Genomic DNA, 16,855 nt, shown 5'->3' with positions numbered 1-16,855 from the left:
GCGCCGGTCAGGGGACGAGCGTGAGGGTGTCGGCGGCGGCCTGCCGTACGGCGGGCTCGGTGAAGCGCATCGGGGTGAACCTCCCGTCGGCCCAGAGCTCGGCCTGGTCGTCGTAGTTGGCGTGGAAGGCGTGGCCGGACGCACCGGTCAGGTTGATCCACTCCGAGCGGTCCAGGTCGGCCAGGTCCACGACCATGCGCATCGACGGCACCCAGTCGACCTGGTAACCGGCGGTGGCGTCCCAGCCGGTGGCGTTCACCGTGTCCTTGCCGCCGGACGTGCGCAGCGGTCCCCGGTTGAACAGCCACTCGACCGGCGCGATGCCGCTCGTGCCGAAGGTCTCGTGGGTCAGGTCCAGGGTGTGCAGGTCGCCCCAGGCCCACTCCGCCGGGTCTCCGCCCAGCCGCTCGCGCAGCTCGGCGTCGGCGTCGGCCATGGCCGCCCTGAGCATGTCGTCGCGGCGCTCGGTGGTCCCGGAGGTGCGCACGTCGTCCCAGAAGGGGTCATCGGGCTCGTCCAGCAGGTCGCGGACCACCTCGTACCACCGGTCGCCGCCGCCGGGCCGTACCGGGCCGGACAGCTCGTCCTCGAAGACCCGGGCGAGCAGGTGCTTCCAGACGGCGTTGAAGTAGGCGGCCCCGGCCGAGTCCCGGCCCTGGCCGAAGTCCCAGCCGGTGAGCGTGCCGTTGGGGGCGCCGAGGCGGAGCAGGTGCGGGACGAGGACCGGCGCGAGGTTGTTGCGGTCGTCCATCAGCAGGGCGCGCATCGCCCCCGCGGTGATCTTTCCCTTGGCCTTCTCCTGTTCGATCCGCTCTGCGATCCGCTGGGAGCGGTAGCCGTACGACCAGTCGGAGGTCAGGAACAGCTCCTCGCTCGGGCGCACGACCGCGTTGTTGGCGGTGACGATGGAGCCCTCGGGCGGGTTGTAGACGGACGGGAGCTTCTCGAACGGGATGAACCCGGTCCACTCGTGCTCTCCGGTCCAGCCGGGCACGGGCATCGTCCCGTCGCCCTGTGAGCGGACCGGGATCTTCCCGGGGGCCTGGTAGCCGATGTTCCCGGCGGTGTCGGCGTAGATCAGGTTCTGCGCGGGGGCCTCGAAGAAGGACGCGCCCCGGCGGAACTCCGCGAAGTCCTGCGCCCGGTTCAGCAGCAGGATGGCGTCGGCGGTCCGGCCGGGGTCGAGCGCGGTCCAGCGCAGCGCCACCTCCAGGCCCTCGGCCTTCTCGCCCAGGCGGGCCGCGGCCCCGGGCACGGCCTCGCGGGCGTCACCGAGCACGCCGGAGACGATCGGGCCGTGCCCGGTGGTGCGGACCTGCAGCTCGACCGTCTCGCCTCCGGCCACCTTGATCTGCTCGGTGCGCGTCTGGACCGGCTTCCATTCACCCGCCACCTCGACGGTGTCGCCCTTGACGCGCTCCAGGTACAGGTCGGTGGCGTCGGGGCCGAGGTTGGTGAAGCCCCAGGCGATCTTGTCGTTGTGGCCGATGACGACGCCGGGCAGGCCCGCGAAGGTGTACCCGGCCACGTCGTAGGGACAGGCCGCGCTCGTGGTACGGCAGTGCAGCCCGGCCTGGTACCAGATCGACGGCATCCGGGGGCCGAGGTGCGGGTCGTTGGCGAGCAGCGGCTTGCCGGTCGCGGTGTGCGCCCCGCCCACCACCCAGGAGTTGGAGCCGATCCCGGCGGGGTCGCCGCCGGCGGTGCCGAAGAGGGAGGGCGCGGCGTCCACCAGCGCCGCGGCCTGCTCCAGCGCCTCGGCCGCGGCGGCCGCCGCGACCGGCCGGCCGCCTGCGGGCTCCCCGGCCGGTTCCTCGGCGGACCTCTCGGCAGGCCCCTCGGCGGGCGCGGCGGCGGTCACGATCGGCCGGTGCCGGTCGAAGGGGTAGCCGGGGTGGAGCCGCTCGGCCCGCTCGGCGGGGAGCCGGGCCGCCACCAGCGCCCGGTCGATCTCGGACTCCATGTTGGAGCGCAGGTCCCAGGCCATGGCCTTGAGCCAGGCCAGGGAGTCGGCCGGGGTCCAGGGCTCGGGCTCGTAGCCGCCGTTGGTGAGCTTGAGCACGCCGTACTCCAGGCTCCTGGCGGCGAAGCCGTCGTGCCGGGCCATCCAGGCGTTCACCCCGGCCGCGTAGTCCGCCAGGGCCCGGCGGGTCTCCGGGAGCAGCAGGGGGAGCTCCGCCTCGGCGGTGCGCCGCCAGCCGAGGGTGCGGACCACCTTGTCGACCTCCAGGGTCGAGGCGCCGAACACCTCCGACAGGCGGCCCGCGGTGGTCTTACGGCGGAAGTCCATCTCCCAGAAGCGGTCCTGGGCGTGCACGTAGCCCTGCGCCTTCAGCAGGTCGGCGGCGGTGTCGGCGTAGATGTGCGGGATGCCGTACCCGTCGCGGTGCACGGTCACCGCGGCGACCAGGCCGGGGAGCCGCACCTCGCCGGACAGCTGCGGGAACGACCGGCGGACCGTCCAGGTCGCCGCCCCGGCGAGGAGGAGCGCCACGGCGACGAGCACGGACAGGAACCGGGCCGCACAGCGGAGCGGGCGGGACAGGCGGGCGAACGGAGCGATCCGCACGGAGGACGACCTTTCATCGCACAGGTGACGCGTCACCGATTGTGAAATGTCCTCGTGTGACTTCGGTTACCTCCAGGTAGCTTTTCGGACTCGGACCCTGCCCGCCGCCGCCCGCCGCCGCCCGCCCGCCGCCGCGGTCCGCCGCGGTCCGCCGTCCGCCACCCACCCGCCGCCCGCCGCCGCCTGCCCGCCGCCGCGGTCCGCCGCGGTCCGCCGTCCGCCACCCGCCCGCCGTCCGCCCTCGCGCCCGCCCGCCCGCCTCGCGCCGGTCACCGGCCGTTCCGGACGCCTGACGGCCGTCCGCCGGTCGCTCACCCCTCGGGGGACGATCCGCCCGTATCGCCCCGTTCGCGCAACGGCCCTCGCCCGCGCGGGGGAAAAGGCGTATCACTCGATTATGAGAACTCTGGACATGGGCTGGGTCACCTGCGCTTTCCCGGACTGTGCAGGAGTGGCGCGGCGGCCTCGCGGACGCTGCCTCGCCCACCTCGACCCCGGCGAACTCGACGAGGTCGTCCGCGCCCTGCGCCCGGGTTCGGCGGTGGACCTGCGGGGCACCGTCGTCGGGGGCCCGCTGCTGGAGCGGATCCTGACGGCCACCGGCCGCAGACCGGGCCGGGCCCGCTTCGACCGGGCCGTCTTCGACGCCCCCGCCGTCTTCAACGACGTCGTCTTCCTCGGGGACGCGACCTTCGACCGCTCCGTCTTCCACCACCTGGCCTCGTTCCTCGGCGCGCGCTTCGCCGGCAACGCCTCCTTCCGGGAGGCCCGGTTCGTCCGGGAGCTCTCCCTGCACCGGGCCGCCGTGGGCGGGCACGCCGCCTTCGACCGGATGACCGTCGGCAGCGACGCCCTGCTCAGCTCCGCCGGTTTCCGCGGGACCGCGTCCTTCGAGAGCGCCGACCTGCAGGGATTCACCACCTTCGACGACACCCGCTTCGGCGGGGACGCCGCCTTCCGCGGCTGCCGGTTCGGCCGGGCCGTCTCCTTCCGCCGGACGGATTTCACCGGGCGGGCCGGGTTCGAGGCGGTGCGGTTCGCCGCCGCGGCCTACCTGACGCCGGCCGCGACACGCCGGCGGCTCGCCCTCACCGACGCCCGGGCGGGCGCCCGCCTGGTGCTGTCGGCCGAGGGCTGCGCGGTGGACCTGCGCCGGATCTCCGTGGCCGGCCCGCTGACCGTCCGCCTGAGGAACGCCCACGCCTCCGTGGAGGGTGCGTCGCTGCGCGGCCCGGCCACGCTCACCGGGCGGGGCTCGTCCCGGGTGACCTCCCTGTCCGGCGTCGACGCCGCCTCGCTGCACCTGGACGGGGTGGACCTCAGCGCCTGCCGCCTGGCCGACGTGCGCCGCCCGGAGGGGCTGCGCCTGACCGGCTGCACGTTCGCCCGGACCCCGCACGGGGTGCAGTTCGCCTGGCGGTGGCCGCCGCTGCGCTGGTGGGCCCCGCGCCGCGCGCTGGCCGACGAGCACGCCTGGCGGGGCTGGGCGCACGCCGGAGACGGACCGCCGCCGACCCCGCACCGGCTGGCGGTGCTGTACTCGCGCCTGCGCACCGCCGTGGACGATCGGGCGACCGCGGCCGACTTCCACTTCGCGGCCCTGGAGATGCGCCGGATCACCAGCGGCCCGGCCCGGCGCTGGCTGCTCGGCCTGGCCTGGGCCCTCACCGGGTACGGCCTGCGCATGGGCCGCGCGGTGGTCTGGTCCGCCGTGGTCACGGCCCTGGTCGCGGCGGGGCTGCTGGCGAGCTCGGCCTCCCACGCCGCCCACCGCGCCCCGGTCCCCGCGGTCCGCCCGTCCCGGTAGGCGGCGCCGCCGCGCGGCTCACACCGGACCGCGGGACCCGTCCCGGTCCTCGCCTTCCAGGGCCACCCGGCGGGCCAGGCCCAGAGGGAGGCTGCCGGAGCGGGCCAGGGTGTCGTGGAAGGAGCGCAGGTCGCCGCGGCCCGCGGCCAGGTGGTCGGCGCGGATCCGGTCGATCTCCAGCGCCCCCGTCAGGTAGGACGGCGCCTGCGTGGGCCAGGCGCAGTAGCGGTCGACCTCGCCCTTGGCGGTGCCCGGGGTGAGCGAGGACTTCGTGGTCATGAAGAGCTCGGCCTCCTCGATGCTCATGTCACCGCAGTGCAGCGAGGTGTCGACGATGATGCGGGCCGCCCGGAAGAGCCGGAACTCCAGGTGGGCGAGTTCCTGGGCGGGCTCGGCGAAGTAGCCCTGCTCGCGCATGGCCTTCTCCGCGTACAGGGCCCAGCCCTCGGTGAAGTACGGCGTGCCGAAGAGCTTGCGGACCCGGCGCGGGTTGCCCGCCGCCCACGACAGGTGCCAGTGGTGGCCCGGGTAGGCCTCGTGCACCGCGATGGAGGGCATCTGGGCGCGGGCGTTGGTGCGCAGCCGCTGGCGGACCTGCTCGGCGGTGAAGGAGTCCGGCGTGAACGGCACGAAGAAGTGCCCGGTCCGGGAGGCCGACAGCGGCGGCGGCGACAGGTAGGAGGCGACGGACAGGACCGGCCGCTGGAACTCCGGCGACGGCACCACCCGGCACTCCTCGCCCTCGGCGAAGGTCACCAGGCCGCGCTCGCGCACGAACCGGCGGGCCCGCTCGGTCTCGGCCTCGTACTCGGCCCGCATGTCCTCCAGCGTCGGCGCGTGGTCGTCCTGGAGCGCGGTGATCGCCGCGTGCCAGTCGCCGGAGCCGCCCGGCAGCCGCCCGGCGACCTCGCGCATCTCCGCGTCGAGCTCGTCGTAGGCGGCCCGCCCGCGCTCGCGCAGCTCGGCCGCGCCGTAGCCGAGCATCTCCCGCTCGCGCAGCAGCCGGGAGTAGAGCTCCTCGCCCATCCGCCAGTCGCCCTCCGCCGCGAAGCCGCCGAGGAACTCCGCCAGCGCGTCGAAGGCCGCCGCCGCGGGCTCGGCCGCCTCGGCCAGCCGGGCGCGCAGCCGCTCGTCGCCGACCAGGCCGGGCACGGTCACGGTGAGGAAGTGCCGGCCGGTCCGCGCCTGGCCGAGTCCCCGCTCGACCAGCAGCGGCGCCGCCAGCCCCCGGTCCAGGTTCGTACGGCAGGCCGCCAGCACGCCCGGCACCTCGGCCAGCCGCGCCACCGCGGCGTCCACCAGCTCGGCCTCGGAGGCCAGCCGGTGCAGGAAGGGGCTGAACATCGAGGCGAAGACCGGCCCGACGTAGAAGGAGGGGTCGCGCCGCCAGGCCGGCCAGGCCTCCTGGGCGACCGACCCGCGCAGGACGGAGACGACCAGCTCCCGGTCGATCCGGTCCTCGAACCCGCCGCCCGCCGTACCCGCCACGGCCTCCAGCCGCTCCAGCCGGCGCCGCGCCTGCGCGTCCCGGGCGGTGATGCCGGCCTCGGTGAAGTCGCCGAGGGTGCGGTCGTACCCGGGCGCACCCGCGAGGGCGGCGCGGACGGGGTGCGCGTCGAGGTACCAGTCGAGGAAGTCGTCGACCAGCCGGGCGGAATCGGGGGAAAGGTCCGTCATGCGCGATGAGCCTACCCGGCGTCCCCTCCCCGGGGCTCCCCACGGCGCGGCCGTCGGAACCGGCCCGTGGCGGCCCGTCGCGGCCGTCGGACCGGCCCCGTGGCGGCCCGCGGCGCGGCCCCCGGCGTCCGGTGGCGGCGGCGATCAGCCGGTGCGGCTCCGCCCGTCCCATAAACTGCTGCTGTGGCTGACCCGAAGTTCGAGATCCAGATGCTCCACGACCGCGTCATGGTCAAGGTCGAGCAGGAGTCCGAGGAGCGGCGCAGCACCGCGGGCATCGTGATCCCGGCGACCGTGAAGATCGCCAACCGCCTCGTCTGGGGCGAGGTCTGCGGCGTCGGCGCGAATGCCCGCGCGGTGAAGGTCGGCGACAAGGTCCTGTTCAACCCCGAGGACCAGTACGAGGTCGAGGTCCACGGTCAGACCTACCTGGTCATGCGCGAGCGCGACCTGCACGCCATCGCCACCCCGCAGACCGACAACGGGACCGGCCTCTACCTCTGAGCGGCGCCCCGCCGGGCCGCCGGGCGCGGCTCACTTGCGGGTGTAGCCGAGATAGATCCTCTTGTTCCAGTCGGCGGCGGAGAAGACGGCCAGCGTCCGGACGGTCCTGCCCGTCAGGTCGCTCAGCACCACGCGGCGGGTCCCGCCGGAGGCCAGGACCGCGATGAGGTGCCTCTCGTCCCACCAGCCCCAGACGCTCTGCGGCCGGATGGCCACCCGGGCGGCGACCTTGCCCGTGCTCCGGTTCCAGACGCAGACGTGCTCGGTGTAGGAGGCCGGGCACCAGGTCGCCAGAGCGCGGCCCGACGGCGAGAAGGCGTCCTCCCCGCCGACCGGCGTGCCCGTCCCGGTCAGCGTGCGCCGGGTCGATCCGTCCTGCCCGTAGAAGCGGGTGCCGCCCCGGTGACCCGCCACGAGCTCGGTGCCGTCGGGGCTCCACCGGAAGGTCGCCGCCGCGTCCACCCCGGGCACGGTCACCGCCCGCGCCGATCCGGCGCCCGCGTCGACGATCACGAACCCCGTCGTCGCCCAGGCCGACCCGGACCTCTTCCGGACGGTCAGGACGGCCTTGCCCGCGTCGCGGGACCAGCGCGCGGAGTTCGCGACCAGGGGCTTGCGCACGGTCCGGATCCGGGTGCCCCTGCCCGACGCGACGTCGAGGAGGACCACCGAGTCGTATCCGGAGCCGTAGGCCGCCGCGACCGCCAGCGCCCTGGCGCCCTTCGGCGCGACGGTGACCTCCGCGTCGCCCGTCCTGCGGGTGAACCCCGCGCCCCGGCGCAGGTAGGCGGCGCCCTTGAGCGTGTAGGAGGTCACCCGCGCGGGGTCGGCGGAGTCCTCCCGCACGGTCGCCGAGGTGCCGGGCAGCTTGATGTCCACCGGCGCGGCCGTGTGCGCGTGCGCGACGAGCGGAGCCGGCGCGGTCAGCGCGGCCGCGATGACGGCGCCGCGGAGCAGGCGGTGAATCCCGTGAGTCAGGGGCACGGCCGCAGCCTAGGCCGGGAGATCCTCATGGTTCGAGATCTATAACGAATCGGTTGGCCCGACAAGGGCGCGTCCGCCGCCCTCCGCGGGGACCCCGGCGCCGGGCGCCCCGCCGTACCGTCCGCTCCACGCGGGCCGCCGCGCGGACCGGGGACCGCCCACCGGGTAGGCTCACCCGGCGTGGAACCCATGGAGATCACCGCGGGCATGCTCCACCTGCGACCGTGGCGCCTCGACGACGCCGACGTGGTGGACCGGGCCCTGCGCGACCCCGGGATCCGCCGCTGGGCGACCGCCGCCCGCGGCGCCCCCGACGCGAGGACCTGGCTCGCCGACCGGATCGAGGGCTGGGCCGACGGCTCGGCGGCCTCCTTCGCCGTCGCGGACTCGACCACCGGCGAGGTGCTCGGCCACATCAGGGTGCGGACCCGCGGCGACGGGACCGGCGAGGTCGGCTACTGGGTGCTGCCCGAGTCCCGCGGGCGCGGCGTGGCCGGCCACGCGCTCGGCGCGGTCGCCCGGTGGTCGTTCGGCTGCGTGGGGCTGTCCCGTCTGGACCTGCGGCACGCCGCGGCCAACCCCGCCTCCTGCGCGGTCGCCAGGGGGAACGGGTTCGCCCTGGTCCGGCTGGTCACCCTGCCGTCGGAGGACGGAGGGGACGGTCTCGTCGAGGCGCACCTGCACACGCTCGCCCCGCCGGCCTGATCCGTCCCCCGGAAACGGGCCGCGGGATCCGGCGGAGCGGCCGAGGCGGCCGGGCCCGCCGGCCGCCCTGACCCGCCGGTCAGCGGATGAGGAGCTTCTGGGCCTCCAGGACCAGGTCGACCCCGAAGCTGAGCTTGACGCCGAAGTAGACGATGGCGGTGGCCGTCGCGGCGGCGGCCAGGATCACCAGGCCCTTGACCGCGACGTTCTGCCGGCCGAGCCAGACCATCCAGGCCGCCAGGGTCCGCTTGCCGAACTCCAGCAGCCGGTGGGCCCAGTGGAACTCCAGGGCCAGCACCGCCAGGCCGGCGAAGACGACCGCCCAGCCGGGGCCGGGGAACGGGACCATGACGAGCCCGGCGACGACCAGCACGCCGCCGAGCGTGCCGATGACGATCTTCAGGGTGAGGCGGCCGGCGCGGGTGGCCCTGACGGCGTCCAGCCGGCCGTGCAGGCCCGAGCGGATGGGCGAGCGCCCGGCCGCCTCGGCCTTCAGCGCCTCGGCGTCGCCCGCCTCGGACGCCTGCGCGGCCTGCGCGGGCCCGCCGTCGCCCGGCCCGGAGGGGCGTCCCGCCCCTGCGGATCCGCCGCCGGCCCCGGACGGCCGCCGCCCGCTCCCCGCCGGTCCGGCGCTCCCGGTCTCGGGCATGGTCGCATCCTCCGCCCCCGCCGTTGCCGCGTCACCGGCCCCGGACGGTCGCCCGGTGCCGTCCTGGGTGCCCCGCACCCCGTCTGAGATGGCCACACGCTCTCCCGGACAGTCGGTTTCGTTCCAGGATAGGTCCGCGCGCCCGGGCTGCGCTCATCCCCGCGGACGAGTCCGGCCTCGTGCCCCCGGAGGGCGCGGGGCCGGAAGATCGTCCCACCGAGCGGAACCGGCCGTACGGCGGGCACGCCGTACGGCCGGGATCTCCCCTCGCGGGGTCGCCTCACGGGGGTGACCCCCGCGGGGGTCAGCCCGCGGAGGTCAGCCCGCGGTGCAGGTGACGGCGGCCGGGACGCCGTTGGCGCCGGTCCAGCTGCCGCCGAAGCCGAACGCGGTGGAGGCGCCCGCGTTCAGGCCGCCGTTCCAGCCCGCGTTCTCGACGGTGACGTCCGCCCCGGTCTGGGTGTGCACGCCGCTCCAGAGCTGGGTGATCTTCTGTCCGTCGGGGAAGGTCCACTTCACCGTCCAGCCGGTGATCGCGGTGGTGCCGGTGTTCTTGACCGTCACCTCGCCCTGGAAGCCGCCGGGCCAGGAATGGGCGACCTTGTAGGCCGCGGTGCAGCCGCCGTCGGTGGAGCCGCCGGGGGCGGTCGTGAAGGTCACCGGGTCGGAGGCCGCCGAGGTGTTGCCGGCGGCGTCACGGGCCACCACGTAGTAGGTGGAGGAGGTGTCGGCCGTCAGCCCGGTCAGCGCGAACGACGCCGAGGAGGACGAGCCGACCTTGACGTCCGTCGCTCCGGCCTCCCGGTAGACGTCGTAGCCCTCGACCCCGACGTCGTCCGTCGAGGGCGTCCAGGTGAGCGTGGCGCCGGTCGAGGTGATCGCCGAGGCGGTCGGCCTGCCCGGCTTGGACGGGTCGGTGGTGTCGTCGTCCGGGGGCGTGGTGCCGCCGCCGGTGTCGGCGTAGACGATGCCGCGGCCGTTGGTGCCCAGGTAGACGCGGCCGTAGATCCGGGGGTCGCCGGTCAGGGCCTCGCCCATGTTGCCGTACTGGTGGCGGTCGTCGTTGACCCGGACCCAGGTGGCGCCGGTGTCGTCGGAGCGGAAGACGCCGGTCACGCCGCCGATCGTGGCGACCGCGTAGAGCGCCTGGTAGCCGCGGCCCTCGGCGGCCTTGCCGAAGCCGACGTTCACCGCGGAGGTGATCCCGGGAAGCCTGGTGAAGGAGGCGCCGCCGTCGGTGGAGCGCCAGATGCCGGACGCACCCTTGGCGGCGTCGCCGCCGGCGAGCCAGAGGTGGCCCTCCCTGCCGGGCACGGCCTTGAACTTGACGTTGCCCTCGGCGGGCAGGCCGGTCGCGGCGGTGGCGGTGAAGGTGGCGCCGCCGTCGGTGCTGGCGTAGAACTTCCCGGCGCTGAAGCCGTAGAACCTCCTGGCGTTGACCCGGTCGGACTCGACCACGGCCCCGGTCGGGATGCCGGCGGAGGCGGTCCAGTTGTTGCCGTAGCCGACCGCGTGGTGGACGGCCACGCCCTTGGGCGCCCAGACGAACCGGGAGCCGTCGGCGGCCGCGGCGACGGTGCCGCCCTCGTTGATCCCGCCGGGCTCGGTGCCCTGGAACCAGTTGGCGCCGCCGTCGGTGGAGAAGGCCACGTGGCTGTCATTGGGCCGGTCGGCGTCGGTGAAGTTGCCCGCCCGGACCATGATGTTCGGGCTGGTCTCGGCGTAGTCGAGGCCGGTGGTCGAGGTGAAGGTCGGGGCGGTGAACATCATCGCCGGGACCTTGGCCAGGTCGGTGTGGCGGAAGCCGCCGATGTCGCCGAGCGCGCTGACCAGGGGCGCGCCGCTGGGCGGACTGATCAGGTCGAGGACCGCGGTCTCCTCCAGCCCCTCGACCATCGGCTTGATGGTGAACGTGCCGCCGGTGTCCCACTTCGTCAGGTCCTCGGTGCCGTAGATCGTGGCGCCGGTGCCGTACATCATCCGGTCGGAGTCGAACGGGTCGATCTCCACCGACTCGTTCATCCAGCCGAGCTTGGGCGCCTCCTCCGGCGGCTGCGGGTTGGCCCCGAAGGTCAGCCACGGCGCGGAGGAGATGTCCATGGTGTAGCGCTTGGTCCGGTTGGGGTAGGAGCTCCAGTCCCAGATCCGGGTCCAGGTCGCGCCGGCGTCGGTCGAGCGGAAGAAGATCGCGTCGGGCCACCAGGAGACCTGGGTGGCGACCATGATCGTGCCGGGGTTCCGGCGGTCGATGGTGAGGCCGCTGTAGCCGAAGTAGTCGTCGGCGGAGCTGGACGGGATCGGGCTGATCCGCGTCCACGCGCCGGTCTTGGTGTCCAGCTTCCACACGTCGCCCTTGGCCCCGTCGTACGGCCCGCCGGTGTCGCTGGTGGCGATGTACAGGGTGCCGCTGGTGTGGTCGAGCACGCCTTTGTGGGCGATGTGGCCGGTCGGCTGCCCGGCGAGGCGGGTCCAGGTGGCGCCGCCGTCGGAGGAGCCGTAGACCGTGTTCTCCTTGTCGGCCACGCCGACGTAGATCTTCTGGGTGGCCTTCCCCGCCGTCGCCGAGGTCGGGTCGAAGGTCACCCAGACCACGCCGGGCCGGTGGCTCAGGTAGCCGTTGGGGTCGCCGGGGTCGGCGGCGTAGTTCCCCGGGTTGGGGAAGCTCGCGACCTTGGCCCAGGTGACGCCCTTGTCGGTGCTGCGCCACAGGCCGTTGCCGTCGGGCGCGCCGAGGTAGAGGATCCTGTTGTCGTTGGGGTCGACGGCCAGCCGCTCGCCCATCCCCCGGCCCGGCATGTTGCCGCCGAGCTTGAACGGCAGCTCGGTGGCCTGCCAGGTCTCGCCCTTGTCGGCCGAGCGCAGGATCGCGCCCTTGTTGGGGTCCCAGTCGTTGGTGTACATCCCGGCCGCGACGTAGACGCGGTTCGTCTCCACGGGGTCGGTGGCGAGGCTGACCACGCCGTTGTAGCCCCACTTGTCCCAGCCGACCCAGTCGAGCAGCGGGGTCCAGCGCTTGCCGGACTGCTCCCACCGGTACGCCCCGCCGATGTCGGTGCGGGCGTAGACGAGGTTCTTCTCCTTCTGGTTGAAGACGATGCCCGGGACGAACCCGCCGCCGTCGATCCGGACGTTCTTCCAGTCGTTGGCCTCGGCGGCCGGGGCGGCGCTCGCCGCGGCGCCGGCCGGGGCGGTCTGCGCCGCCGCGCCCGTGGCGGCCGCGCCCGCCACGGCGCACGCCAGCGCCGAGGCGGCGAGCACGCCGACCAGTCTTCTTCGCATGTACGGCTTCCCTCCACGGAGCGATGGACGAACCGCCATGCACGATCAGAGAGCGGGAACCTGACCTCCGACCGCCCGTGATGCGCGTGCATGAGCGCCCAGAGGGTCACACGGCCGTCGGGGCACCGTCAATTAGTTTGAGCATCAAACCAACAAAGGGGAGGTGGGGCCGCGGGGCCGATGTAATTTTCACACCGTCCCGGCGATCGCTCCCCCGCCCGGGATCCCGCACACCCCGGGGCCCGTCCCGGCCTGCGCCCCGGCGCCCGCCCCGGCGGCCTCCGCCCCTGCGCCCGCCCCGGGCGCGGCGCAGCCCGCGGCGGGGGCGACCATCAGCCGCGATCCCGGCCCCCGGGTGCCCAGCACGTCGTCCGGGTTGGCCAGCGCGCAGCGGTCGAGGGACAGGCAGCCGCAGCCGATGCAGTCGGTCAGGCCGTCCCGCAACCGCTGGAGCTGCCGGATCCGGTCGTCCAGCTCGCCCTGCCACAGCGCGGAGAGCCGGGCCCAGTCCTCGCGGTTCGGGGTGCGTCCGTCCGGCAGCGCGGAGAGCGCGCGCTGGATCGTCTTCAGCGGGATGCCGACCCGCTGGGAGACCCGGATGAAGGCGATCCTGCGCAGCGTGTCGCGGGTGTAGCGGCGCTGGTTGCCCGCCGTACGGCGGCTGCGGATCAGCCCCTTGGCCTCGTAGAAGTGCAGGGCCGAGATCGCGACCCCGCTGCGCGCGGAGAGCTGGCCGACGGTGAGCTCCGTGGTCTGGGACACCGCCCCATCCTACGCCGACCTCAAGGAAGCTTGAGGTCCGCCTCCGGGCGCACGACGACCGCGACGGACCGGGCCGTACAGACGGTGAGGGCATCGCGGACGGTGAGGGCGTCGCGGACGGTGAGGGCATCGCGGAACCATCGGGATCCCACGGGGCAATCAGGTAAGAATGGGCGCATGACGAGAGCACTGGTGCTGGGCGGCGGAGGCGTCGCGGGGATCGCCTGGGAGGCGGGGGTCGTCACCGGCCTGCGCCGGGCGGGGGTGGACCTGGGAGAGGCCGACCTGGTGGTCGGCACGTCCGCCGGATCGGTGGTGGGGGCGCTCGTCTCCACCGGCGCCGACCTGGAGGGCGCGGTCGCCTCCCAGGCGGGTTCGGAGACCAGGGCGACCGTCCCGGCGGTCGACATGGAACCGGTGATGGCCGCCTTCGGCATCCTGTACGACCCGTCCCTCGATCCGCGGGAGGCCCGGCGGCGGGTGGGCGCGCTGGCGCTCTCGGTCAGGGACACCGGGGCCAGGATCGAGACCGTCGGCGAGCGCCTGCCGGTCAAGGAATGGCCGGAGCGGCGGCTGCTGATCACCGCGGTCGACGCGGAGACCGGCGAGTTCGTCGTCTGGGAGCGCGCCTCCGGAGTGCCCCTGGTCGCGGCGGTCGCCTCCAGCTGCGCCGTGCCGTGCGTCTTCCCGCCGGTGGAGATCGACGGCCGCCGCTACATGGACGGCGGGGTCCGCTCGGCGACCAACGCCGACCTGGCGGAGGGCTGCTCGGCCGTGGTGGTCGTGGAGCCGATGGCGCACCTCGCCCCGAGGGCCCGCTTCACGGCCGAGCTCGCCCGGCTCGGCGACGCGGAGATCGCCCACATCGTCCCCGACGAGACGGCCGTCGCCGTCTTCGGCTCCAACGTCCTCGACCCGTCCCTGTGGCGCCCGGCCTTCGACGCCGGCCTCGCCCAGGCCCCGGCCGTCGCCGAGGCCGTGCGGAAGGTGTGGCGCTGACCCCGCCGCGTCCCCCGGGCCCGCAGAGGTCCCCGGGGACGCCGGGCACGCCGGGGACGCCGGGCACGCCGGGGACGCTGTGGATCGTCAGCGGTCCGCCCGGCGCCGGCAAGTCGACGGTGGCGGCGGCCCTGCTGGCCCGGCTGGACCCGGTGCCCGCGCTGCTCGACAAGGACACCGCCTACGGCGGTTTCGTCGCGGCCACGCTGAGCGCCCACGGCCGCGACGCCGGGGAGCGCGAGGGCCCCTGGTACGACGAGCACGTCAAGCGCCACGAGTACGCCGGGCTGACCGCGCTCGCCCGGCAGATCCGCTCGCACGGCTGCCCGGTCATGCTCGACGGCCCCTTCACCTCGCAGGTCCACGACGCGCACCTGTGGTCCCGGTGGGTGGACGAGCTGGGCGGGTCCCCGGTCCACCTGGTCTGGGTGCGCTCCGACGGCCCCACCCTCCGCGCCCGCCTGGAGCGGCGCGGCCTGGCCAGGGACGCCGGCAAACTGGCCCGGTTCGAGGAGTACCTGCGGGCGATCCGGGTGGACGATCCGCCGGTCGTCCCGCACGCCGAGATCGACAACCGCCCCGGCGCCGCCCCCGTCGGCGAGCAGGCCGGGCGACTCGTCCGGCGGGGCGCCTAGGGTCCGCGCCGGAGCCGGTCGGAGCCGGTCGCCGCTCACGGCGACGGCCGCCCCGGGCGTTTCGGCGCCGACCCTGACGCGGTCGGCCCTGATGCGGTCGGCCCTGATGCGGTCGGCCCTGATGCGGTCGGCCCTGATGCGGTCGGCACGAACCGCAGTCGCCGATCACGGCCGGACGCTCCTCGTGGAGCCTCGTCGCCTCCCGGTGGAGGATCGGCGTGTTCTCCAGGCCGGTCAGGCCGGCCGATCGCGGTTTCGCCCTGCTCCCGCAGCTCGCGGGCCTGGTCGACGGCATCCTGTTCGAGTCGTTCTCGGCCCGCTGGGTCGACGGCGAGACGTACGCGGCCTGGCCGGACGACGTGCTGGAGGTGCACGCGTCGGTGGCCGAGCGGCTGCTGGAGTTCGACCTCGACCTGTACGCCGCCGACAGCGACGGGCTGTCCGACTTCGCCTACCGGCGGGCCAGGGAGTTCACCATGCTGTGCTTCGTCAGCGACCGCATCCTGTCCAGGATCTGAGACGGGCGGACGGGGCCGCGGAACCGGCGGGGCGGTCATGTGGCGCCCGCCGGAGCTCAGCGTTCCACCGACCAGTCGTGGGGACCGAGGACGTGGGCCCCGCCCCGGGGCTCGATCCAGCCCTTCTCGGCCAGGACGGCGAGGCTGCGCCGTACGGCCTCCTCGGGCAGGGCCGCCACCCGGGCGACGTCCGCGGTCTCGGCGACGCGGTCGTCCACGGCGAGGTAGGCCACCGCCTCGTAGACGGTCATGTCGTCGGTCGACAGGGTCTGCACGTCATGGGGATCGTCTCGCACGGCCGTACCTCCTCGGTGGGGCTCGGTGGGGCCCGCCGGTCTCCCGGCCGGGCCGGTCTCAGCGCTGCCGGGCGCCCTCGCGCAGCCGTTCGGGGTCGACCTGGCGCTCGGGGTGGCGGCGCAGGTACTCCTCCTCCAGCTCCTCGGTCCGGGTGCTGTGGTTGGCGAGCGCGTCGGCCGAACCGTGCAGGAACGTGTCCGTCCGGGTGGCGTGCAGCCGGCGCAGCTCGCGGATCAGGTCGTCCTCTGACAGGTCCTTAGGATCGATTCCCATCGTCATGGCATCCGCTTACCCCGTCCAGGCCCGTCCTCACCTCCGGTACGGCATACGCCATTGGAACGATTCCACGAAATTGAGTCAGATTTCATGACTTGTTCGCATTGCAGCCATACCGTCGGGGCCTTACCTTCCCGGTATGGATCTCGAGCTCCGACACCTCAGGATCGTGCGCGCGGTCGCCGAGGCCGGGAGCGTCACCAAGGCGGCCACCCATCTCGGGCTGGCCCAGCCCGCGCTGACCGCGCAGCTCAAACGGATAGAGCGGGTGCTGGGAGGATCTCTCTTCGACCGCGACCACAACGGCGCCAGGCCCACGCCCCTCGGAGAGCTGGTGCTGGCCCGGGCGCGGGTGCTGCTGCCCGCCGCCAGGGAGCTCCAGGAAGAGGCCGTGCGCTTCGCCAACGCCTGCGGGGAGATCCCCCGCTACCGGCTCGGCGCCACCAACGGGCCGATCCTCGGAGGGCTGGTCGACCGGCTCACGACGGCGTGGCCGTCGACACCGGTGACGACCCACACCTCCTGGTCGGCCAGGGAGCTGAACACGATGCTCACCACCGGGCGGCTGGACTTCGCGATCATCGGCGCCTGCGGGGAGAGCCCGCCGCCGGTGGACGGGCCCGTCGTCTGGACGACCATCGCCGTGGATCCGGTCTTCGTGCTGCTCAGCGAGGAGCACCGGCTGATGGGCAGGAAGGAGGCCGAGCTGGGCGAGCTGGCCGACGAGCAGTGGACGGCCACGCCCGGCGACGGCTGCTTCGGCGACTGCTTCGCGGCGGCCTGCGCCCGCGCGGGTTTCACCCCGAAGACCGTCTACGAGACCGATGTGGCCACGTGCATGCACCTGGCCACGGTCGGCCGCGCCGTCGCGCTGTGCCAGGCGACCTTCCAGCCCGCCGCCGGGCTGGGACTGCTCCCGCTCGCGGGCGCCCCGCTGCGCTGGCGGCAGCTGCTCGGCTGGCACCCGGAGTCGCCCGTCGCCCGGGTCGCCCCGGTGATCACCGAGCACGCGCGGTCGGCCCACGCCGACGCCGTACGGCGGAGCACGCGGTACGCGTCCTGGCTGGCGGGCGACCCGCGCTTCGGCACCGCGCCGCAGGACCTCGACGCCCGCCCCCTCTCCTCCGCCCTCCCCCCGCCCATAACGCGGCGGTAGGGGCGAACTGGTAGATCCGCGCCTCATGCGCCCGCCGT

The 16,855-nt window shown here is 74.6% G+C and carries 14 protein-coding genes and 1 pseudogene; 7 read left to right on the top strand and 8 right to left on the bottom strand.

Features of this window, described 5'->3' with window-relative positions:
- Window positions 1-7: 7 nt before the first annotated feature.
- Window positions 8-2,569 (bottom strand): penicillin acylase family protein, encoded by a 2,562-nt coding sequence (locus HS045_RS18505; RefSeq protein WP_196452557.1) that lies wholly within the window; start codon window positions 2,567-2,569, stop codon window positions 8-10.
- Window positions 2,570-3,020: 451 nt separating this feature from the next.
- Between HS045_RS18505 and HS045_RS18500 the strand changes: the two genes are divergently transcribed.
- A complete protein-coding gene (locus HS045_RS18500; RefSeq protein ID WP_196452556.1) occupies window positions 3,021-4,376 on the top strand; it encodes a pentapeptide repeat-containing protein in 1,356 nt (451 codons plus the stop codon).
- An 18-nt stretch (window positions 4,377-4,394) separates the two neighbouring features.
- Here HS045_RS18500 and HS045_RS18495 read toward each other — a convergent pair whose 3' ends face one another.
- Entirely contained in the window at window positions 4,395-6,053 is a 1,659-nt protein-coding gene (locus tag HS045_RS18495) for a DUF885 domain-containing protein (protein ID WP_196452555.1), read from the bottom strand.
- A 183-nt stretch (window positions 6,054-6,236) separates the two neighbouring features.
- Here HS045_RS18495 and HS045_RS18490 point away from each other — a divergent pair, with 183 nt between their 5' ends.
- A complete protein-coding gene (locus tag HS045_RS18490; RefSeq protein ID WP_068896762.1) occupies window positions 6,237-6,557 on the top strand; it encodes a co-chaperone GroES in 321 nt (106 codons plus the stop codon).
- Between the two features lie 30 nt (window positions 6,558-6,587).
- On the opposite strand, the gene HS045_RS18485 is transcribed toward HS045_RS18490, so the two are convergent.
- Window positions 6,588-7,541: a hypothetical protein gene (locus tag HS045_RS18485; protein WP_196452554.1), complete on the bottom strand. Its 954-nt coding sequence runs from the start codon at window positions 7,539-7,541 to the stop codon at window positions 6,588-6,590.
- Window positions 7,542-7,730: 189 nt separating this feature from the next.
- On the opposite strand from HS045_RS18485, the gene HS045_RS18480 reads away from it, so the two are divergent.
- Window positions 7,731-8,246: a GNAT family N-acetyltransferase gene (locus HS045_RS18480; RefSeq protein ID WP_230884434.1), complete on the top strand. Its 516-nt coding sequence runs from the start codon at window positions 7,731-7,733 to the stop codon at window positions 8,244-8,246.
- A 79-nt stretch (window positions 8,247-8,325) separates the two neighbouring features.
- Here the strand turns inward: HS045_RS18480 and HS045_RS18475 are convergent, their stop codons facing one another.
- The 3 genes and pseudogenes from HS045_RS18475 to soxR all read right to left on the bottom strand — a co-directional run.
- Window positions 8,326-8,895 (bottom strand): TIGR02611 family protein, encoded by a 570-nt coding sequence (locus HS045_RS18475; RefSeq protein ID WP_230884095.1) that lies wholly within the window; start codon window positions 8,893-8,895, stop codon window positions 8,326-8,328.
- A gap of 318 nt (window positions 8,896-9,213) precedes the next feature.
- Window positions 9,214-12,174 (bottom strand): cellulose binding domain-containing protein, encoded by a 2,961-nt coding sequence (locus HS045_RS18470; RefSeq protein WP_196452552.1) that lies wholly within the window; start codon window positions 12,172-12,174, stop codon window positions 9,214-9,216.
- Window positions 12,175-12,492: 318 nt separating this feature from the next.
- A pseudogene (gene soxR, locus HS045_RS18465) lies at window positions 12,493-12,936 on the bottom strand (redox-sensitive transcriptional activator SoxR); the annotation flags it as partial.
- Window positions 12,937-13,113: 177 nt separating this feature from the next.
- Between soxR and HS045_RS18460 the strand changes: the two are divergent.
- From HS045_RS18460 to HS045_RS18450, 3 genes are all read left to right on the top strand, one after another.
- A complete protein-coding gene (locus tag HS045_RS18460; RefSeq protein ID WP_196452550.1) occupies window positions 13,114-13,935 on the top strand; it encodes a patatin-like phospholipase family protein in 822 nt (273 codons plus the stop codon).
- A 77-nt stretch (window positions 13,936-14,012) separates the two neighbouring features.
- On the top strand, window positions 14,013-14,570 hold the full coding sequence (locus HS045_RS18455) for an AAA family ATPase (RefSeq protein WP_196452865.1): 558 nt from the start codon (window positions 14,013-14,015) through the stop codon (window positions 14,568-14,570).
- A gap of 218 nt (window positions 14,571-14,788) precedes the next feature.
- On the top strand, window positions 14,789-15,088 hold the full coding sequence (locus HS045_RS18450) for a hypothetical protein (RefSeq protein WP_196452549.1): 300 nt from the start codon (window positions 14,789-14,791) through the stop codon (window positions 15,086-15,088).
- A 56-nt stretch (window positions 15,089-15,144) separates the two neighbouring features.
- Here the strand turns inward: HS045_RS18450 and HS045_RS18445 are convergent, their stop codons facing one another.
- On the bottom strand, window positions 15,145-15,384 hold the full coding sequence (locus tag HS045_RS18445; protein WP_196452548.1) for a hypothetical protein: 240 nt from the start codon (window positions 15,382-15,384) through the stop codon (window positions 15,145-15,147).
- 58 nt (window positions 15,385-15,442) lie between these two features.
- On the bottom strand, window positions 15,443-15,658 hold the full coding sequence (locus HS045_RS18440; RefSeq protein ID WP_230884094.1) for a DUF6158 family protein: 216 nt from the start codon (window positions 15,656-15,658) through the stop codon (window positions 15,443-15,445).
- Window positions 15,659-15,800: 142 nt separating this feature from the next.
- Between HS045_RS18440 and HS045_RS18435 the strand changes: the two genes are divergently transcribed.
- Window positions 15,801-16,817, top strand: a complete 1,017-nt coding sequence (locus HS045_RS18435; protein WP_196452546.1) for a LysR family transcriptional regulator — start codon at window positions 15,801-15,803, stop codon at window positions 16,815-16,817.
- Window positions 16,818-16,855 lie beyond the last annotated feature (38 nt).

The organism is Planomonospora sp. ID82291, assembly GCF_015711645.1.
Lineage (GTDB): Bacteria > Actinomycetota > Actinomycetes > Streptosporangiales > Streptosporangiaceae > Planomonospora.
This window is presented reverse-complemented; position numbering and strand designations above follow the sequence as displayed.

Coding starts and splice junctions, on each gene's coding strand:
- HS045_RS18495 (WP_196452555.1), bottom strand. CDS start 6,053: ATGACGGACCTTTCCCCCGATTCCGCCCGGCTGGTCGACGACTTCCTC.
- HS045_RS18480 (WP_230884434.1), top strand. CDS start 7,731: ATGGAGATCACCGCGGGCATGCTCCACCTGCGACCGTGGCGCCTCGAC.
- HS045_RS18475 (WP_230884095.1), bottom strand. CDS start 8,895: ATGCCCGAGACCGGGAGCGCCGGACCGGCGGGGAGCGGGCGGCGGCCG.
- HS045_RS18470 (WP_196452552.1), bottom strand. CDS start 12,174: ATGCGAAGAAGACTGGTCGGCGTGCTCGCCGCCTCGGCGCTGGCGTGC.
- HS045_RS18460 (WP_196452550.1), top strand. CDS start 13,114: ATGACGAGAGCACTGGTGCTGGGCGGCGGAGGCGTCGCGGGGATCGCC.
- HS045_RS18440 (WP_230884094.1), bottom strand. CDS start 15,658: ATGGGAATCGATCCTAAGGACCTGTCAGAGGACGACCTGATCCGCGAG.
- HS045_RS18435 (WP_196452546.1), top strand. CDS start 15,801: ATGGATCTCGAGCTCCGACACCTCAGGATCGTGCGCGCGGTCGCCGAG.